The sequence below is a fragment of the Synechococcus sp. BMK-MC-1 genome (assembly GCF_014279955.1).
Lineage (GTDB): Bacteria > Cyanobacteriota > Cyanobacteriia > PCC-6307 > Cyanobiaceae > Synechococcus_C.
In genome coordinates, this window is record NZ_CP047939.1 from 419,771 (window position 1) to 435,544 (window position 15,774).

The window sequence follows — 15,774 nt, forward strand, 5'->3', positions numbered from 1 at the left end:
GTCACCACCCGGCCATTCGGCAACTCTCCCATGCGCTTCCGTCCCCTACTGGCCCTTGTGCTGGCTTTCTGTTTCACGGTTGTGACCGCCTGCAGTGGCGGTGCTCAAGCCGTTGATCGCTCCAATGTCACTTACGACGACATCCGCAATACCGGTAAGGCCAACGATTGCCCAACCCTTTCGGATTCGGCTCGAGGCTCCATCGATCTGACCGCGGGTGATGCCTATGAGCTCAGGGGGATCTGCATGCATCCCACCCAGGTCTTCATTAAAGGAGAGCCAGCCAACAAGCGCCAGGAAGCTCAGTTCGTTGAAGGCAAGATTCTCACTCGCTACACCTCAAGTCTTGATGAGGTTTACGGCACCCTCACCGTGGGCGAGGACAGCATCAGGTTCAAAGAAGAAGGCGGAATTGATTTCCAGCCGATCACCGTGCTGATCCCCGGTGGTGAAGAGTTTCCCTTCACGTTCTCCAGCAAGAACCTTGATGCCGTGGCCAACGGAGCGGCCATCACAACCAGCACCGACTTCGAAGGCACCTACCGCACACCCAGCTACCGCACGAGCAACTTCATCGATCCCAAGGGTCGCGCGCTCACCACGGGTGTCGACTACCCCCAAGGTCTGATCGGTCTCGGCGGCGACTACAAAGAGCTCGAGTCTGAGAACGTCAAGCGTTACATCGACGGTCAGGGCGTGATGAGTCTGTCCATCACCAAGGTGGATCCTGAAACCGGTGAATTTGCTGGTGTGTTCTCAGCCATTCAGCCTTCGGACTCCGATATGGGTGGCCGTGAGATCGTTGACGTGAAGATCAACGGTGAGCTCTACGGACGGCTTGAAGAGGCTTGATTGCCGTAGCTTTCGGGCTCATTGATGCGTCAGAGGGGGCCTGGAGCCCCCTTTTTTTGTGCGATCTGGGAGAATCTCGTCGATTCCAGATCATGTGAGCCTCCGCCATGACCGCCAGCACCACCTCCACACAGCCCTCAGGCGTGATTGCTCCCTATGGAGGCACCCTTGTGAATCTGATGGTGGCTGAGGCTGATCGGGGCGCTGTGAAGGCCACGGCAACGACAAGTCTTGAATGCTCTGATCGCAACGCCTGTGATGTTGAGCTGCTGTGTGTCGGTGGCTTTTCACCCCTGCGCGGCTTCATGCATCAGGAGGACTACGACGCTGTTGTGGGTGGTCATCGCCTGGCTGCAGGCCAGCTCTTTGGTCTCCCGATCGTGATGGACACCGATCGGGATGACATCGAAGTCGGTAGCTCGGTTCTGCTCACTTACAAGGGGCAGGATCTCGCTGTCCTCCAGGTGGAAGCGAAGTGGGAGCCCGACAAGGTGGCCGAAGCGAAAGGTTGCTACGGCACCACCTCGATTGAGCACCCTGCCGTGCGCATGATCACCATGGAGCGCAAGCGTTTTTATCTGGGCGGCAGTCTTAAGGGTCTGGAACTGCCCCAGCGTGTGTTCCCCTGCAAAACTCCAGCCGAGGTTCGTGCCGGACTCCCCGAGGGTGAGGACGTGGTCGCCTTCCAGTGCCGCAATCCCATCCACCGAGCTCACTACGAACTGTTCACCCGTGCCCTTCACGCTCAGAATGTGAGCGAGAACGCCGTGGTGTTGGTGCATCCCACCTGCGGGCCCACCCAACAGGACGACATCCCCGGCGCCGTTCGTTTCCAGACGTATGAGCGCCTGGCCGCTGAAGTGAACAACGACCGCATCCGTTGGGCCTACCTCCCCTACGCCATGCACATGGCTGGTCCCCGCGAGGCGCTGCAGCACATGATCATCCGCCGTAATTACGGCTGCACTCACTTCATCATCGGCCGCGACATGGCCGGCTGTAAGTCGTCCCTCACGGGAGACGATTTTTACGGCCCTTACGACGCTCAGAATTTCGCCAAAGAATGTGCGCCTGAGCTCACGATGGAGACCGTGCCTTCGCTCAACCTCGTCTACACCGAAGAAGAGGGCTACGTCACCGCTGAACACGCCGAAGCGCGTGGCCTTCACGTGAAGAAGCTCAGCGGTACGCAGTTCCGCAAAATGCTGCGCGGTGGCGAGGAAATCCCGGAATGGTTCGCATTCCGTAGCGTGGTTGAAGTGCTTCGAGCCTCCTGAGCTCTCAGGATCCCATTAACATTCCTTCATCCCAGGCAAAAAACCTTGAACAAGCGCTGGCGCAACGTAGGGCTGTATGTCCTTTTAGTGGTCGTGGTGATCGTGGTCGGAACGGCCTTCCTCGATCGTCCCGATCCCGCATCGACCGCTCAGAATCTCCGTTACAGCGATTTCGTTGAGCAGGTTCAGGAAGACCAGGTCAGTCGCGTTCTGCTGTCTCCCGATCGCGGAACCGCTTCGGTTGTGGCAACCGATGGCCGTCGTTCCGAAGTGAATCTGGCTCCGGATAAGGATCTGCTCAAGATGCTCACGGATCACAACGTGGACATTGCGGTGCAGCCGTCCAGGCAACCCGGGGCTTGGCAGCAAGCCGCTTCGAGCTTGATCTTCCCTCTGCTGCTGCTGGGAGGCCTGTTCTTCCTCTTCCGTCGGGCCCAGTCCGGTGGCGGTGGCGGCGGAAACCCGGCCATGAATTTCGGGAAGAGCAAGGCTCGCGTTCAGATGGAGCCTTCCACCCAGATCACCTTTGGGGATGTGGCCGGAATTGAGGGCGCCAAGCTTGAACTCACTGAGGTGGTGGATTTCCTCAAGAACCCTGATCGCTTCACTGCTGTTGGCGCCAAGATCCCGAAGGGTGTCTTGCTCGTTGGCCCTCCTGGAACCGGCAAGACCCTGCTTGCCAAGGCCGTGGCTGGTGAGGCCGGTGTTCCTTTCTTCTCCATCTCCGGCTCGGAGTTTGTGGAAATGTTCGTGGGTGTCGGAGCCAGCCGCGTCCGTGATCTGTTTGAGCAGGCCAAGAAAAATGCTCCTTGCATCGTCTTCATCGACGAGATCGATGCTGTTGGACGTCAGCGGGGTGCTGGTCTCGGTGGTGGCAACGATGAGCGTGAGCAGACGCTGAACCAGCTGCTCACTGAAATGGATGGTTTCGAGGGCAATACCGGAATCATCATCGTGGCTGCCACCAACCGTCCTGATGTGCTGGATGCTGCGTTGATGCGTCCTGGTCGTTTCGACCGTCAGGTTGTCGTGGACCGCCCTGACTACGCCGGGCGTCTGCAGATCCTCAACGTTCATGCCCGAGGCAAGACGCTGTCGAAGGATGTCGATCTCGACAAAGTGGCTCGCCGCACGCCCGGCTACACCGGTGCTGATCTTTCCAATCTCTTGAATGAGGCCGCCATTCTTGCGGCCCGCCGAGATCTCAGTGAGGTGAGCAACGATGAAATCAGCGATGCCATCGAACGGGTGATGGCCGGCCCTGAGAAAAAAGATCGTGTGATGAGCGAGCGTCGCAAACGCCTGGTGGCTTATCACGAAGCCGGTCACGCCCTGGTGGGGGCGCTGATGCCTGATTACGATCCGGTTCAGAAGATTTCGATCATTCCCCGCGGCAATGCTGGTGGACTGACGTTCTTCACCCCCAGCGAAGAGCGGATGGAGTCGGGGCTGTATTCACGCACCTACCTTCAAAATCAGATGGCTGTGGCCCTTGGTGGTCGTGTGGCCGAGGAAATTGTCTACGGCGAAGACGAGGTCACAACCGGAGCCTCCAACGATCTTCAGCAGGTCGCCCAGGTGGCGCGTCAGATGGTGACGCGTTTCGGCATGAGCGACAAGCTTGGTCCGGTGGCCTTGGGCCGATCCCAAGGTGGAATGTTCCTGGGTCGGGATATCGCTGCTGAACGCGATTTCTCTGAAGACACGGCGGCCACCATCGACGAGGAGGTTTCTGAACTCGTGGATGTTGCCTACAAGCGCGCAACCAAGGTGCTCGTTGGCAACCGCAGTGTTCTCGATGAGCTCGCTGAGATGCTTGTTGAACAGGAGACGGTCGACGCCGAACAGCTTCAGGAACTGCTGATTCATAGTGACGTTCGAGTTGCTGAATACGTCTGATCCCTCGGAGCGGCTGATCAGGTCGTTGACCGATCAGCCCCTTCTGGTCGTCATGCGACCGGACTCCAGTGATTACCAAACCCCATTCGACAACACCCGCTTGTGCCATCAGCTGGATCAGCTGGTCACGGCGGGTGTTTTGCATGTTGAGCTCGCCTGGGCGGCCCATCCCCGCTGGCCCGCACTGGTGGAAGCGATCAGGGAGCGTTACCCCAAGCTCAGGCTGGGTGCTGCGTCGGTGTCTACATTGCCTGCGCTGCAGGAGGTCGCCGATCTAGGTCTTGGCTATGCCATGTCTCCCCTTCTGGATCCGGCGTTGCAATCCAAGGCGCGCACGTTGGACTGTGTTCTGGTGCCAGGGGTGATGACCCCTTCTGAAATTCGATCAGCGCAAGCACTGGGCTGCAGCCTGGTGAAGCTTTTTCCTGCATCCGTCTTGGGCGTCGACTATCGGCGTCAGATCGCAGTCCCGATGGGTGAACTGCCGTTCATGATTGCTGCCGGGGGATTGCGATGCACCGATCTGGTTCCTTGGTTGGAGGCCGGTTACAACGCCATTGCCCTCGGCCGCACCGTGTTTGTTGACGATGCCCTCGATCCGGGCATGACGCCATGGCTTACTGGATGATCTGAGACTCATCTGCTACAGATGAGAGAGATGTTTTGCCCTGATGTCTCAGTTATCCATCAAGCTGAGCGACAAAGCTGATGCTCTCGTCGCTCAGCTTCAGAAAGAGATCTTCAACCGACGTCGCAAAAAGGTCACGGCCGCAGGGGTTGTGGAAACGCTGGTTGAAAGCGGTGCTCGTTCGCAATCCGACAAGCGGTTCGCAACCTCCTGGGTGAATCTGATCAAAGACATTGAAAAAGCAGCCAAGCTTGCCAACGCCCATGGCAGCAAGCCCTCGTCTTTAACCGATGAGGAGTGGGTCATGGTGCTGAGCCATCGCAACCGAGCCGCGTCGGTCAAACCGGCTCGCAAGAAGCCGGCCACTGCATCCAAGAAGGCTCCATCCTCCAGGTCTGCCAAGGCTGCAACGAAATCGACCGCTAAGTCAGCAGCTGCCAAGCCAGCAACCGTTAAACCAGCAGCCGTCAAACCAGCAGCAGCCAAGAAGCAGGCTTCAGCGAAAACGGCTGCAAAAGCGTCGCCAGCGACCGCTCCCAAGCCCCGGCCGGCCAAAAGGGCACGCAAACGCACGCAGGCATCGGTGGCATCAGGCACCGTGGCCGGACGGATGGCCAAGGCCGCAGCCCAGCTGGTCAGCACCGATGGCATCCATTCGCCGGCCCGGAGCTAAGCGCTCCTGCGATCCTTCACCACAAACTGCACTGGCCCTGCTGTCTCAGCAGATGATCGGCCAGAACAAGATTCACCATCGCTTCCACCATGGGGACGGCCCTGGGCAGAACGCAGGGGTCATGTCTCCCTTTGGCGGCCAGGGTGGTGGCTTCGCCACGGTCATTGATCGTCTGCTGCTCCTTGCGGATCGTTGCGGTTGGCTTGAAGGCCACGCGGATCACGATGGGCTCACCGTTGCTGATTCCCCCTTGGATTCCACCGGAATTGTTGGAGGCTGTGCGCAACCGTCCGTCGTCACTGGGGAGAAACGCATCATTGTGTTCACTCCCTTTGAGCAAGGTGCCCGCAAAGCCTGAGCCGATTTCGAAGCCCTTGGTGGCAGGCAGAGACATCACCGCTTTGGCCAGATCCGCTTCCAACTTGTCGAACACCGGCATCCCCAGCCCCATAGGTGGCTGGCGGACGATGCATTCGATCACGCCACCGCAGGAGTCGCCGTCCTGTCCGATCGCTTCGATCCGCTCGATCATGCGATCAGCCATCTCCGCGTCTGGGCAACGCACGATGTTGGCGTCCACAGCGTCACGCGTCACGCTGCTGGCATCCACCTGGGCTTCGAGATCGTGGATCCGCTTCACCCAGGCGACAACGTCAGTGCCATGGGATCGCTGCAGCATCTGCCGGGCAATGGCTCCAGCCGCCACCCGTCCGATGGTTTCCCGGGCTGAGGCTCTCCCCCCACCACTGCGGGCCTGAATCCCATATTTCGCTTGATAAGTGGCATCCGCATGGGAGGGGCGGAAGGCCACCTCCACCTCTTTGTAATCCTGCGGGCGTTGATCTTTGTTGCGCACCACCATGGCGATCGGTGTGCCAAGGGTGAGCCCATCCATCACACCGCTGAGGATCTCCACTTGGTCGGCTTCTTTGCGGGGTGTGGTGATCTTGCTTTGCCCAGGGCGTCTCCGATCCAGTTCTGCCTGAATCGCCAGTGGGTCAAGCTTCAGTCTTGGCGGGCAGCCTTCCAGAATCACCCCCACGCCGCCGCCGTGGGACTCGCCGAAGGTGCTGATGCGAAACAGGGTGCCGAAACTGCTGCCCATGGAACCAACTCGTTGATGAAGAGCGTAATCAGTACGTTGCCCATTCCACAAACCAATGGCTTGTGGCACGGTCGGTCGCAACCATCGATGGCTCAAGGCGTCAAATTTGGCAATGTTGCGATTTTGGTGTGATGTGGATATTATTATTTGGCGTCTGATTGCATACGAAGCAAGATTTATTTTGATGCAAAGATGTTAAAAATTGCGTTTGTAGGGTTAATTTAGCAAGGCGTTTATTTGTTTTGATATTGGAGATAAGCGGGGCTTGATTTGCACTGCTGGGGCAGAGCCTTGTTTTATACCGCATAAAAAAGCCCAGGCAAAAAGCCCGGGCTTGGTTCTCATTTGAACTTTGATCAGGAGAAGAGGGCAATCCCTTCATTGGTCCAGCCTTCGCCGAAACTGCTTGGGCTTTCGCCGAAAGCGTGGGTGCCGATCCCTTGGTTGTAGAAGCGATAAATCGCATCCGCTCCCTCTGTTGGCGTGCTGTAAGCACGTCCAACAACACCTTCAAGCACATAGCCAAGTTCGTTTAAGGCAAGTGTTGTCTCGGTGGGGTTAATGGTGTACAGGTGATCTCCGCTTTCGGGGTTGTAAAGGCGATTGATATTTGACAATGTGGAACTTTCGTCTCCGCTTGAAAGCCAATTAATGCTCTCCTGAGATTGCTCCCAGTTCGGGTTGCCAAGGAGGCTTGATCCCTCTTGGCGAGTCGTGACATAAAGATGCTGGCCTGTCACTTGATCAACCCAAAGATCCGCTCTCAATTCGATTGGCGCATCGTTCAGGATCGTGTTGCGGTTGCCGCGACCATTGTTGATGATCCTCAGATCATTCTCGACGCTGGTTTCAGCAATGTTGAAGGCCGTTTCTGGAGTGCCGTAGAAAGCTTGGAGATACTCAGCGAGTGCAACTTGCTCGCTAACATCATTTCCGTTGATTTGCAGATTGGTGATCGAACTGGCGACTTCGCTGAATGGATAGCTGTCGCCATCATTATTGGCCAGGAAATCAAGGGTGACCATCTTGATTGGACGATCCGGACTTCCTTGCAGTTCGCCATCCTGGATGATGACGTCGATGATGGAATCGTTTTCTCCGGTGATGACGAGTGAACGAATGCGTTGCCTGCCTGGTGCGTCGGAATAATCCTGCTCGTAGTCAAACTGCAGACGCATGCCGCCGATCTGAGCGAACTGTCCTGGGGTGTTTCCCGTTGCACTTGCCGAGATGGCATGTTCCATCAATGCCTGTAGGCCCGCTGCAGTTGTTTCAACAACGACGAGATCATTGTTGAATCGCAGGGTGTTCTCGAGGTCGAGTTGGGAGATCGCGCCCTCCGGCTTGAAGTAGCCGTCCTCTGCGATGGTGCGTGCTCGTGGTGGCAGAAGCACTGGATTCTCTGCAGTGCCTCCGATGTCGCCGATGGCCGCGCGCAGACCGCCGCCATTCTTCAGCGAAACTGTGATCTCTGGATCAATTTGCTGGGCCTTCCAGAGTTGTGAATCGGCGGCAAGATTGCCGAAATTGGTCTCCTCGGTGCGGATGAATGCTCGATTGCCCTGGAGATACGTGTCGGTATAGCCATAGATGATTTGGTCTTTTTCGAACACCACATCTTGTACTGCTTCCACCAAGTCGCTGACGAGAGACGCAGCCTGGCCGTTGAGGTCACCACCCACAGCATTGACAGTGTCTTGGGTTGATTCGAGGCCTCTGGCCCTCACAATGCTGGGAATGCCATTGTTGTCGAACTGGAGATCAACAACGCCGACCTTTGAGTACAGACCTGGAACCGACACCACATAGGCAGGATCTCCATCAGCGTTTTGCGTTGCGAAGACATCATCCTCTGTGCTGGTGGTGGAGCCATCATCAAAAAATGATGCTCCCGAACCTCCAGCCACCATCACATCGACACCGCGCAGCCGTTGAATGAGCAGTTGCTCCATCTGGCTCTGCTGGAGGTGAGTCACCATCACCACCTTGTTCACACCTTCGGCGATCAGGGCGTCAACAACGGGTTGAAGAACACTGGCGAGGTCTGCGACGACGCGCTCGAGCTCTTCCGGGGTTTGCGGATAGGTCTCGAGACCTCCGGTACCCTCAGCGACGACCCCCCCGGGGGATGTGATGGTGCTGAGCACCGGCGTCGTTGCCCCGATCACTCCAACTTTGGATGTGCTCCCGTTGTCATCGGTCAGATCGAAGGTCACAGCAGGAGCAATTGTTCGTGCCCCTGCACCGGCCGTAGCATCAACGATCTGGTCTTCGAAGAGTCCGGCGAGCCCATCTCCTGAGAAGTCGAGATTGGCCGACAGGTAGGGAAAGAGTGTTCCCACATAGCGGTCTCCCGGGGGGCCTTCAGGATCTCTGGCACCCTGTGCAATGAGGTCTTCGAAGGCGGAAGAGCCTGCATCAAATTCATGGTTACCAACGGCACTGGCATCGAAGCCAATGGCATTCATGATTGCGATGTCAACGACGCCGGGAAGCTCGCGCAGGCTGTCATAACCGTTCGCGCTCAGCCCGAACAACTGGTTGTAGACATCGTTCAGAATTCCACTGTCGCGAATTGCCGAACGAATTCCCCCTGCGTTGTAGAACGGTCCCGGAATGTAATTGTCACCTGCTGACAAAAGCAAGTTGGCTCGCGCATCACCTTTTAGCGCTTCGGTGATCGCGGCAAAATAAATTGCGTTGTTGAGAGTTGTTGTTGATCCACCTTCAAGATCTGAGGCGTAGATCAAACGCAAATCGAATGCCATTTGTCGCAGCATGCAACACACCCACTCAACGTATGAATGTCTTTTAATGTTGAGTGTGTCAAGCGATTCGCTTGAATGTAATGGCTGATGCAGCCGTGTTGGCTGATTGCCCTTCGTCGTTCCCTAAAGCAGATCCGCTAGCGCCCCGGGTGGATGCTGCTGCGGTGGTCTTGATTTCAGCATTTCGAAATCCTCGAACTGAAATCCTGGCCCAACGCAGCAGCTCACCAGGCTGTACTGCCCTTCCGTGCGGGCTGCCTGCCAGTGACCCGCAGGAGCCACGTGTAAGGGGTGGTGGAGCGACAGAACGTGTTGGACGGCTTTGCTGCCCTCCGGCTCAAGCGTCCAGAGGCTCAGGGGTGAACCCTGCAAATGGATCCAGATCTCGTCGGCACCGTGCACGGCATGCCAGCAACTTTTGGATCCGGCGTCCAGGAGAAAGAGGATGGCGGTGATGCTGCTGCGCTGCGCGCCGTCGCTGCGGGTGACCTGTTCAGGACTGCGGTGCATTTCCCGATACCAGCCCCCCTCTGGATGGGGAAGGAGATTCCACGCGTTGATGAGCTGATCCACCACCTCGCGCGGGCTGTGGTCGGACGACTGCGTTTGGCTGTCAGGTGTGTCCATCAGTGCAGGGGTTTGCGGAAGCGCATCAGGCCCCAACACAGCCGGCCGGCCTGGCCCCCTTCCACCCAGTGGCCGAGGCCCGCATCCATGCGCTCGAGATAGTCGGCACTGATGGTGCGGCTCAGAAGCGCATGGCGTTGCTTGAGCTCTTCACGCACGCGGCTGTAGTGCCTGATCAGCATCGGGGTGCGGTCGATCCAGTGGGTCCGCTCCAGGCCAGCGGCGTCGGCCCAGCTTTTGTAGCGTTCAGGGGAGCCCAGGTCTTGCAGGTGGATTCGCTTCAGGATCGCCGAGAGCGACTTGGCCGCAACGCCATCGGCGGCCATGGGATCGGTCATCACCATCACTCCGCCAGGCTTGAGCAAGCGCGACGCCTCATGCAGCACGGTCTGACGATCGCCTGAGTGCAGGATGGCGTCCTGGCTCCAGATCACATCGGCACAGCCATCGGCCAGAGGGACTGCTTCGAAGGAGGCGTTGTGAACGGTGATGCTCTGGTCGACACCGGCTTCGCGGTTGAGAAGCCGATGACGATCATTCTCAACGGCGGAGATATTGATGGCTTCAACCTTCACGTTGGGACGTTGGCAGAGACGGCGAGCGGCGCCTCCGTAGCCAGAGCCAAAATCCACCACAAGACACTCAGCTTGTCCATCGCCGAGCCCTTCACTGCCAATCAAGTCGATCAGGGTGTCGACCGTGCGCCGGCTGGCCGCGGCGATGGCTTCATCGGCTTCGGCATACAAGCCGATGTGGATGTCCTCGCCTCCCCAGATGTCGGCATAGAAGTGGTCGGCATCGGTGCTGTCGTAGTAGCTGGCAGCGGTGGCCGCGGCATTGGAGTAGGTGCTTTGCGTCATGGGATTTAAATGGCGGTCACATCGGTGTCGAAGAGATATTCCTTCTCGGCCATATGCACGTAGAAATCAGGGTCGTCGTGGCCGCGTTGGTAGTCGCCGTAGGTGGTGATGCGCTGGAAGCCCACCTCGCGCATCAGCCTGCGCACGTAGCCATGACGCAAGGGGAACATGTTGAGGTGATACGTGCTCCCATCGCTGAAGGCGTAGCGGAAGCGGGCGAGTCCGTCATCCACGTGCTCAGGGCCAACCTCCACATCTTTGCCGCAATACACGTTGCTTTTGCCGCTGGTGGACGTTCCTTCCAGGAGCCTGTCGTAATTGCGATGGTCAAGAATCAAGACGCCGTTGTGCTTGAGCACGGCGTAGTACTCCGCCAGGGCTTTGCGCCGATCCCGTTCCCGGAACAGATGGGTGAATGAATTGCCCAGGCAGATCACAGCGTCGTATTCGCCATGGATGTCGCGGTTCAGAAAACGCCAGTCGGCGTGAACCGTGCGCATCAACAGATCGCGACTGCGGGCATTTTTGAAGGCCCGGGCCAGCATGTTCGGGCTCCCATCCACGCTCACCACCTCAAAGCCTTCGCGCAGCAGGCGCACGGAATGAAACCCGGTGCCCGTGGCCACGTCCAGCACGGACTTGGCTCCATGCTCCCGCAGCAGCTTCACGAAGAAATCCCCTTCCGCTTCCTCCCGAGCTTGCCAATCGATCAGACGATCCCAGCGATCAGCAAATTGCTCGATGTACTCCTGCTGGTAATGGTCGGTTTCCCTCACGCTTTCTGGGGTCTCACCGAAGCGCTGAGCATCACCGGACTCCGCTGAAGGGTGGCTCTTGGTTGAGGTCATGCCGAATTCGCTCTTGACTGCACTGGAGATGGCAGCGGGGCCGCAGATCCTTCGACTGCAGAGCACGCAACACCATTGATGTGAACGATGAACAAGATTCTCGCTCCATCTGCAACCTAACCATGACGTGCATTGCTGTCAGTGTTCTTGTGAAATCGCTTGTTCGTGAATCATGCGCAGATTCGCGAAAACCAAAGGGGCGCAGTGGATTTTGCTGATGCACATGTGTGCGTTTTGATGGCTTTCGCGCTGGTGTCCCTTACGCCCCTTCCCGTTCTTGCTATAAGCCTATGAGGTGCTCGAGGCCTCTGAAGTGATATCAGAGATCTCCATTGATTCAGTTTGGAAGATATTTGGTGGATCTCCTGATGCGATCCATCAACTGCGCGAAGGAGCAGATCCTGAACAGCTCCACCGGCAACTGGGTGTTCGCGCCGCAGTGCAGGATGTCTCACTCGACATTCGCTGCGGCGAAATCTTTGTCGTGATGGGCTTGTCTGGCTCGGGGAAGTCCACCTTGCTGCGCTTGCTGAATGGATTGATTCGACCGTCTGCCGGCGATGTCTTGGTGCAGGGGCGGTCGCTGGCTGCGTTGACGCGTTCCGAGCTGGCTGCGTTGCGCCGGCATCAGATGGCCATGGTTTTTCAATCCTTTGCGCTGTTTCCCCATCGGAGCGTTCTGGACAACGCAGCGTTCGGTCTTGAGGTGGCAGGCGTGCCCCGCAAGGTTCGGCAAGCCCGAGCGATCGAGGCGCTGGAGCGAGTTGGACTGGCCCAGGAATTGCGCAAGCGACCCGCGCAACTCTCTGGAGGCATGCAACAGCGTGTTGGCCTGGCCCGAGCGCTGGCGCTCGACCCTCCGATCCTGCTGATGGACGAGGCCTTCTCAGCGCTCGACCCTTTGATTCGCGTGGACATGCAGGATCTGCTGCTCGATCTCCAGGCTGAGCAGCGCCGCACCGTTGTGTTCATCACCCATGATCTTGATGAAGCCATCCGGATCGGGGATCGGATCGCTTTGATGCAAGGAGGGCGTTTGCTTCAGTGCGATACGGCCGAGACGCTGCTGCATCAACCCGCTAGCGAGGAGGTCAGGCGCTTCTTCAGGGATGTGGATGTGGCAGCGGTGCTGACCGTCGACCGTGTGGCGATGCCCCCCAGCCGTGAGCTTGTGCTTCAAAGCAGTGACCCTCGGCCTGAGCGATCTCAGGAGAGCTTGTACGTGGTGGATGCGACGCGCCGGTTCTTGGGGATGGTCAGCGCGCAACGGGGTTGGCTTGAGGCCTCGGAAACGACCACTCTGCAGTCGGGGACTCTCGTCAAGGATGCGATTCAAGCGGTGGCACTTTGTTCCGATCCAGTGCCGGTGCTGGATTCGCAGCAGCGATTGATCGGTGTGATCAGCGCCCATCAACTGCTCAGATCGATGGAGGGATTGGGTTGATGACTCTTCTGGCAGCAGCCCATCAGGCCAGTTGGCTCGGACAAGGCGTCGATGTCATCGTCGCCTGGCTACTCGCCAATGCGCAGGGTGCTTTTGATGTGATCAAGGTCTCGGTCCTCGCCGTGGTCTCCTTCATCGAGATCCTTCTCGACGCTCTTCCGGCTTGGTTGCTCGCGTGGGCTGTGGCTGCGGTTGGTCTTTGGAGAGTGAGCGGAGGCTTCGCGCTCTTCGTGCTTCTCGGCCTCAACCTTGTGCTTTCTCTTCAGCTCTGGAACGCGATGATCGCCACCTTGGCTCTGGTGATCACGGCTTCGCTGCTGGCACTCGTGATCGGGTTGCCCCTGGGAATCCTCTCGGCTCGCTACCGCTCGGTTTGGCGCGTGGTGAGGCCCTGCCTCGACTTGATGCAGACCATGCCGGCCTTCGTTTATCTGATTCCTGCTGTGATGCTGTTCAGCACGGGTGCGGTGCCTTCGATCCTGGCCACACTGATTTTTTCCATGCCTCCGGTCGTTCGGTTAACGCAGCTGGGGCTGTCCCAGGTCCCTGCTGATCTGCTCGAAGCAGGACGCTCCTTTGGATGCAGTGAACGCCAGCTTCTCTGGAAAGTTCAGATGCCGACTGCGCTGCCAACGGTGATGACCGGGGTCAACCAGACGATCATGCTGGCCCTGTCCATGGTGGTGATCGCTTCGATGATTGGCGGAGGCGGTTTGGGCGATGTGGTGTTGCGTGGAATTCAGCAGCTCGACGTGGGTCTCGGTTTTGAGGGTGGAATCGCTGTCGTGATCCTTGCTGTGATCCTCGACCGTCTCAGTCAGAGCTTCACAGCCCGTGAAGGACAACCCCTTCGTCAGCGCTGGCGCGCCTGGATGTCTCCCTGGAGGTCGTCATGAGTGATCACAACCGTTTGCGGCGACGCGCGGTGTTGCTTGGAGGTTTGGGGCTTGCCGGTGCTTCGATGGCCAGCTTGGTCAACCTCAGCCAACCGCCAACGCCGAAATCCCAAGGCAGAAACTCGGAGACGGATCGATCACCGCAACCCACCTCGGCCTCGATTGGATCCCCCTTGCGACTGGGGTGGTCTCCATGGGCTGATGCTGAGGTCATCAGCCTGATCGCACAGAAGGTGATTCAGCAGGCTTACAACATCGAGGTCGAGCGCGTGCTTGCCGACATCGGCATTCAGTACGCCTCACTCGCCCGCGGTGATCTCGACATGATGCTGATGGCTTGGTTGCCGTTGACGCACCGTGACTACTGGCGACGGGTGCGTGAGCGTGTGATTGATTTCGGGTCGATGTATGCCGGCCGTCTGGGCTGGGTGGTTCCTGACTACGTCCCTGAAGCCGAGCTTTCATCGATCCAGCAACTGCAGAACCCTGCGCTGGCCGCTCGTTTCAACAACCGTGTTCAGGGGATTGATCCTGGGTCAGGTTTGAATCAAGCGTCTGCAGAAGCACTCAAGAGTTACCAACTCAATGATCTGAACTTGGTGGCGTCGAGCAGTGCAGCGATGACGGCGGTGCTCGACCAGGCCATCCGCAGAGAGCAGTGGGTGATCGTGACCAGCTGGATGCCGCATTGGATGTTCGCTCGCTACAAATTGCGTTTTCTTGACGACCCGAAGCGTGTGTTTGGGGGCATCGAGTGGATTCATGCGCTGGGGCGGCCAAGTCTTGACGTCGAGGCGCCTGACGTCGCTGCCTTCCTCACCCGTTTTCATCTCCCCGACCAGGAGATGTCGGACCTGCTGCTCAAGGCCAATGAGCGATCAGCTGAACGTGCTGTAGACGACTACCTCGAGACCCATCCCGCACGTGTTCGTTACTGGACAACGGGGCAGATCGCTTCTGGGTGATCGGCAGCCTCAGGATTGAGTTGTCAGCGGTTGGATGCTGCGTCTCCAGGCAATGAAGGGAATGATCGTGACGGTCATCAGAACGCCGTAAACGGCAGACGGCAGGCTGAAGCTGTTGAGCTGACTCTGCATCAGCTCTGGCCCGAGCAACGATCCCACCACGATGCCCACAGTGCCGTTTTGAAATCCAGCTTCGATCGACAAGCTGGTGGTCTGCTCCGTCGACAACTTCAAACGATGGCCGAGGCCCAGTCCGATGGCCAGCATCACCAGATTCAACGTCAGAAGGGTTGGACCAATCGTTGTCAGGTTGCCTGTAAACACGGTCCATTGGCTGATCAACGTGCCGGCCACGATCAGCAGGAACAACAGATTGGCGAGCCGCTCCGCTTTTTGCCTGTTGCGTTTGCAGAAGCCAGGGGCCTGCTGCGCGATCCAAACTCCAATCACCACTGGCATGGTGGAAATGGCAAATACCTTGAGACTGAGAGGGAGAATGGAGAGCTCGAGGTTTGGGCTCGGAAGCAATAACGGTGCTGTGAGGCTGAGAACCACAGGCAAGGTGACCGCTGTTACCAGGCTGGCCAGTGCGGTGTAGGAGATCGACAGGGCCACATCACCCCGTGACAGGCGTGTCATCACATTGGAGGTAATGCCACCTGGGCAGCAGCTCAGAATCATGACCCCCAAAGCAAGGTCGCCAGTCAGTCCGAACAAGCGCAGAAGACTGAAGGCCACAAGCGGCAGCAGTACAAGCTGTGCCAATGCGCCGCCAAATAACGCACGGGGCTGACCAAGAGCCCTGCTGAAATCAGCCGGTTGGAGCGACAGCCCCAGGCTCAGCATGATGAAAGCCAGGCCGATGGAGAGAACGAGCTCGATCAAGGTCGACGGACGCGAAGCGTGAAAGGTGCAGCAGGCTAAACGCCGTT

At 58.1% G+C, this 15,774-nt stretch carries 14 protein-coding genes; 8 read left to right on the top strand and 6 right to left on the bottom strand.

The features are described from left to right. Positions 1–30: 30 nt before the first annotated feature. The 5 genes from psbO (at position 31) to SynBMKMC1_RS02190 (ending at position 5,329) form a co-directional block, all read left to right on the top strand. Positions 31–852 carry a photosystem II manganese-stabilizing polypeptide gene (gene psbO, locus SynBMKMC1_RS02170; protein WP_186472565.1) on the top strand — a complete coding sequence of 274 codons (822 nt, stop codon included), beginning with the start codon at positions 31–33 and terminating at the stop codon, positions 850–852. 107 nt (positions 853–959) lie between these two features. Beyond that, positions 960–2,129, top strand: coding sequence for a sulfate adenylyltransferase (sat, locus tag SynBMKMC1_RS02175; protein ID WP_011932279.1), 1,170 nt, complete (start codon positions 960–962; stop codon positions 2,127–2,129). Positions 2,130–2,174: 45 nt separating this feature from the next. Next, positions 2,175–4,028: an ATP-dependent zinc metalloprotease FtsH3 gene (gene ftsH3, locus SynBMKMC1_RS02180; protein WP_186472566.1), complete on the top strand. Its 1,854-nt coding sequence runs from the start codon at positions 2,175–2,177 to the stop codon at positions 4,026–4,028. 25 nt (positions 4,029–4,053) lie between these two features. Beyond that, complete coding sequence (locus tag SynBMKMC1_RS02185; protein ID WP_186472567.1) at positions 4,054–4,656, top strand: bifunctional 4-hydroxy-2-oxoglutarate aldolase/2-dehydro-3-deoxy-phosphogluconate aldolase; 603 nt, start codon at positions 4,054–4,056, stop codon at positions 4,654–4,656. A 43-nt stretch (positions 4,657–4,699) separates the two neighbouring features. Further along, entirely contained in the window at positions 4,700–5,329 is a 630-nt protein-coding gene (locus tag SynBMKMC1_RS02190) for a hypothetical protein (RefSeq protein ID WP_186472568.1), read from the top strand. A gap of 16 nt (positions 5,330–5,345) precedes the next feature. Here SynBMKMC1_RS02190 and aroC read toward each other — a convergent pair whose 3' ends face one another. The 5 genes from aroC to SynBMKMC1_RS02215 form a co-directional block, all read right to left on the bottom strand. Continuing rightward, positions 5,346–6,434: a chorismate synthase gene (aroC, locus tag SynBMKMC1_RS02195; RefSeq protein WP_186472569.1), complete on the bottom strand. Its 1,089-nt coding sequence runs from the start codon at positions 6,432–6,434 to the stop codon at positions 5,346–5,348. Positions 6,435–6,790: 356 nt separating this feature from the next. Continuing rightward, complete coding sequence (locus tag SynBMKMC1_RS02200; RefSeq protein ID WP_186472570.1) at positions 6,791–9,202, bottom strand: 5'-nucleotidase C-terminal domain-containing protein; 2,412 nt, start codon at positions 9,200–9,202, stop codon at positions 6,791–6,793. A 123-nt stretch (positions 9,203–9,325) separates the two neighbouring features. Further along, entirely contained in the window at positions 9,326–9,829 is a 504-nt protein-coding gene (locus tag SynBMKMC1_RS02205; RefSeq protein WP_186472571.1) for a cupin domain-containing protein, read from the bottom strand. Then, positions 9,829–10,689: a cyclopropane-fatty-acyl-phospholipid synthase family protein gene (locus SynBMKMC1_RS02210; RefSeq protein WP_186472572.1), complete on the bottom strand. Its 861-nt coding sequence runs from the start codon at positions 10,687–10,689 to the stop codon at positions 9,829–9,831. Before SynBMKMC1_RS02210 ends, SynBMKMC1_RS02205 begins: the two co-directional genes overlap by 1 nt. Before the next feature lie 5 nt (positions 10,690–10,694). Further along, positions 10,695–11,537 (bottom strand): class I SAM-dependent methyltransferase, encoded by an 843-nt coding sequence (locus SynBMKMC1_RS02215; RefSeq protein ID WP_186472573.1) that lies wholly within the window; start codon positions 11,535–11,537, stop codon positions 10,695–10,697. A 313-nt stretch (positions 11,538–11,850) separates the two neighbouring features. On the opposite strand from SynBMKMC1_RS02215, the gene SynBMKMC1_RS02220 reads away from it, so the two are divergent. From SynBMKMC1_RS02220 to SynBMKMC1_RS02230, 3 genes are read left to right on the top strand one after another with little or no spacing between them, the layout of a single operon-like run. Next, entirely contained in the window at positions 11,851–12,981 is a 1,131-nt protein-coding gene (locus SynBMKMC1_RS02220; protein WP_186473284.1) for a glycine betaine/L-proline ABC transporter ATP-binding protein, read from the top strand. Continuing rightward, on the top strand, positions 12,981–13,877 hold the full coding sequence (locus SynBMKMC1_RS02225) for a proline/glycine betaine ABC transporter permease (protein WP_186472574.1): 897 nt from the start codon (positions 12,981–12,983) through the stop codon (positions 13,875–13,877). Before SynBMKMC1_RS02220 ends, SynBMKMC1_RS02225 begins: the two co-directional genes overlap by 1 nt. Further along, on the top strand, positions 13,874–14,842 hold the full coding sequence (locus tag SynBMKMC1_RS02230; protein ID WP_186472575.1) for a glycine betaine ABC transporter substrate-binding protein: 969 nt from the start codon (positions 13,874–13,876) through the stop codon (positions 14,840–14,842). The genes SynBMKMC1_RS02225 and SynBMKMC1_RS02230 overlap by 4 nt, the downstream gene beginning before the upstream one ends. A 9-nt stretch (positions 14,843–14,851) precedes the next feature. On the opposite strand, the gene SynBMKMC1_RS02235 is transcribed toward SynBMKMC1_RS02230, so the two are convergent. After that, positions 14,852–15,727: a bile acid:sodium symporter family protein gene (locus SynBMKMC1_RS02235; protein ID WP_186472576.1), complete on the bottom strand. Its 876-nt coding sequence runs from the start codon at positions 15,725–15,727 to the stop codon at positions 14,852–14,854. Positions 15,728–15,774 lie beyond the last annotated feature (47 nt).

What these genes read in the sequence shown, in the direction of transcription:
- SynBMKMC1_RS02200 (WP_186472570.1), bottom strand. Translation starts at nt 9,202, where the DNA reads ATGGCATTCGATTTGCGTTTGATCTACGCCTCAGATCTTGAAGGTGGA.
- SynBMKMC1_RS02190 (WP_186472568.1), top strand. Translation starts at nt 4,700, where the DNA reads ATGTCTCAGTTATCCATCAAGCTGAGCGACAAAGCTGATGCTCTCGTC.
- SynBMKMC1_RS02205 (WP_186472571.1), bottom strand. Translation starts at nt 9,829, where the DNA reads ATGGACACACCTGACAGCCAAACGCAGTCGTCCGACCACAGCCCGCGC.
- SynBMKMC1_RS02225 (WP_186472574.1), top strand. Translation starts at nt 12,981, where the DNA reads ATGACTCTTCTGGCAGCAGCCCATCAGGCCAGTTGGCTCGGACAAGGC.
- psbO (WP_186472565.1), top strand. Translation starts at nt 31, where the DNA reads ATGCGCTTCCGTCCCCTACTGGCCCTTGTGCTGGCTTTCTGTTTCACG.
- SynBMKMC1_RS02215 (WP_186472573.1), bottom strand. Translation starts at nt 11,537, where the DNA reads ATGACCTCAACCAAGAGCCACCCTTCAGCGGAGTCCGGTGATGCTCAG.
- aroC (WP_186472569.1), bottom strand. Translation starts at nt 6,434, where the DNA reads ATGGGCAGCAGTTTCGGCACCCTGTTTCGCATCAGCACCTTCGGCGAG.
- SynBMKMC1_RS02230 (WP_186472575.1), top strand. Translation starts at nt 13,874, where the DNA reads ATGAGTGATCACAACCGTTTGCGGCGACGCGCGGTGTTGCTTGGAGGT.
- sat (WP_011932279.1), top strand. Translation starts at nt 960, where the DNA reads ATGACCGCCAGCACCACCTCCACACAGCCCTCAGGCGTGATTGCTCCC.
- SynBMKMC1_RS02210 (WP_186472572.1), bottom strand. Translation starts at nt 10,689, where the DNA reads ATGACGCAAAGCACCTACTCCAATGCCGCGGCCACCGCTGCCAGCTAC.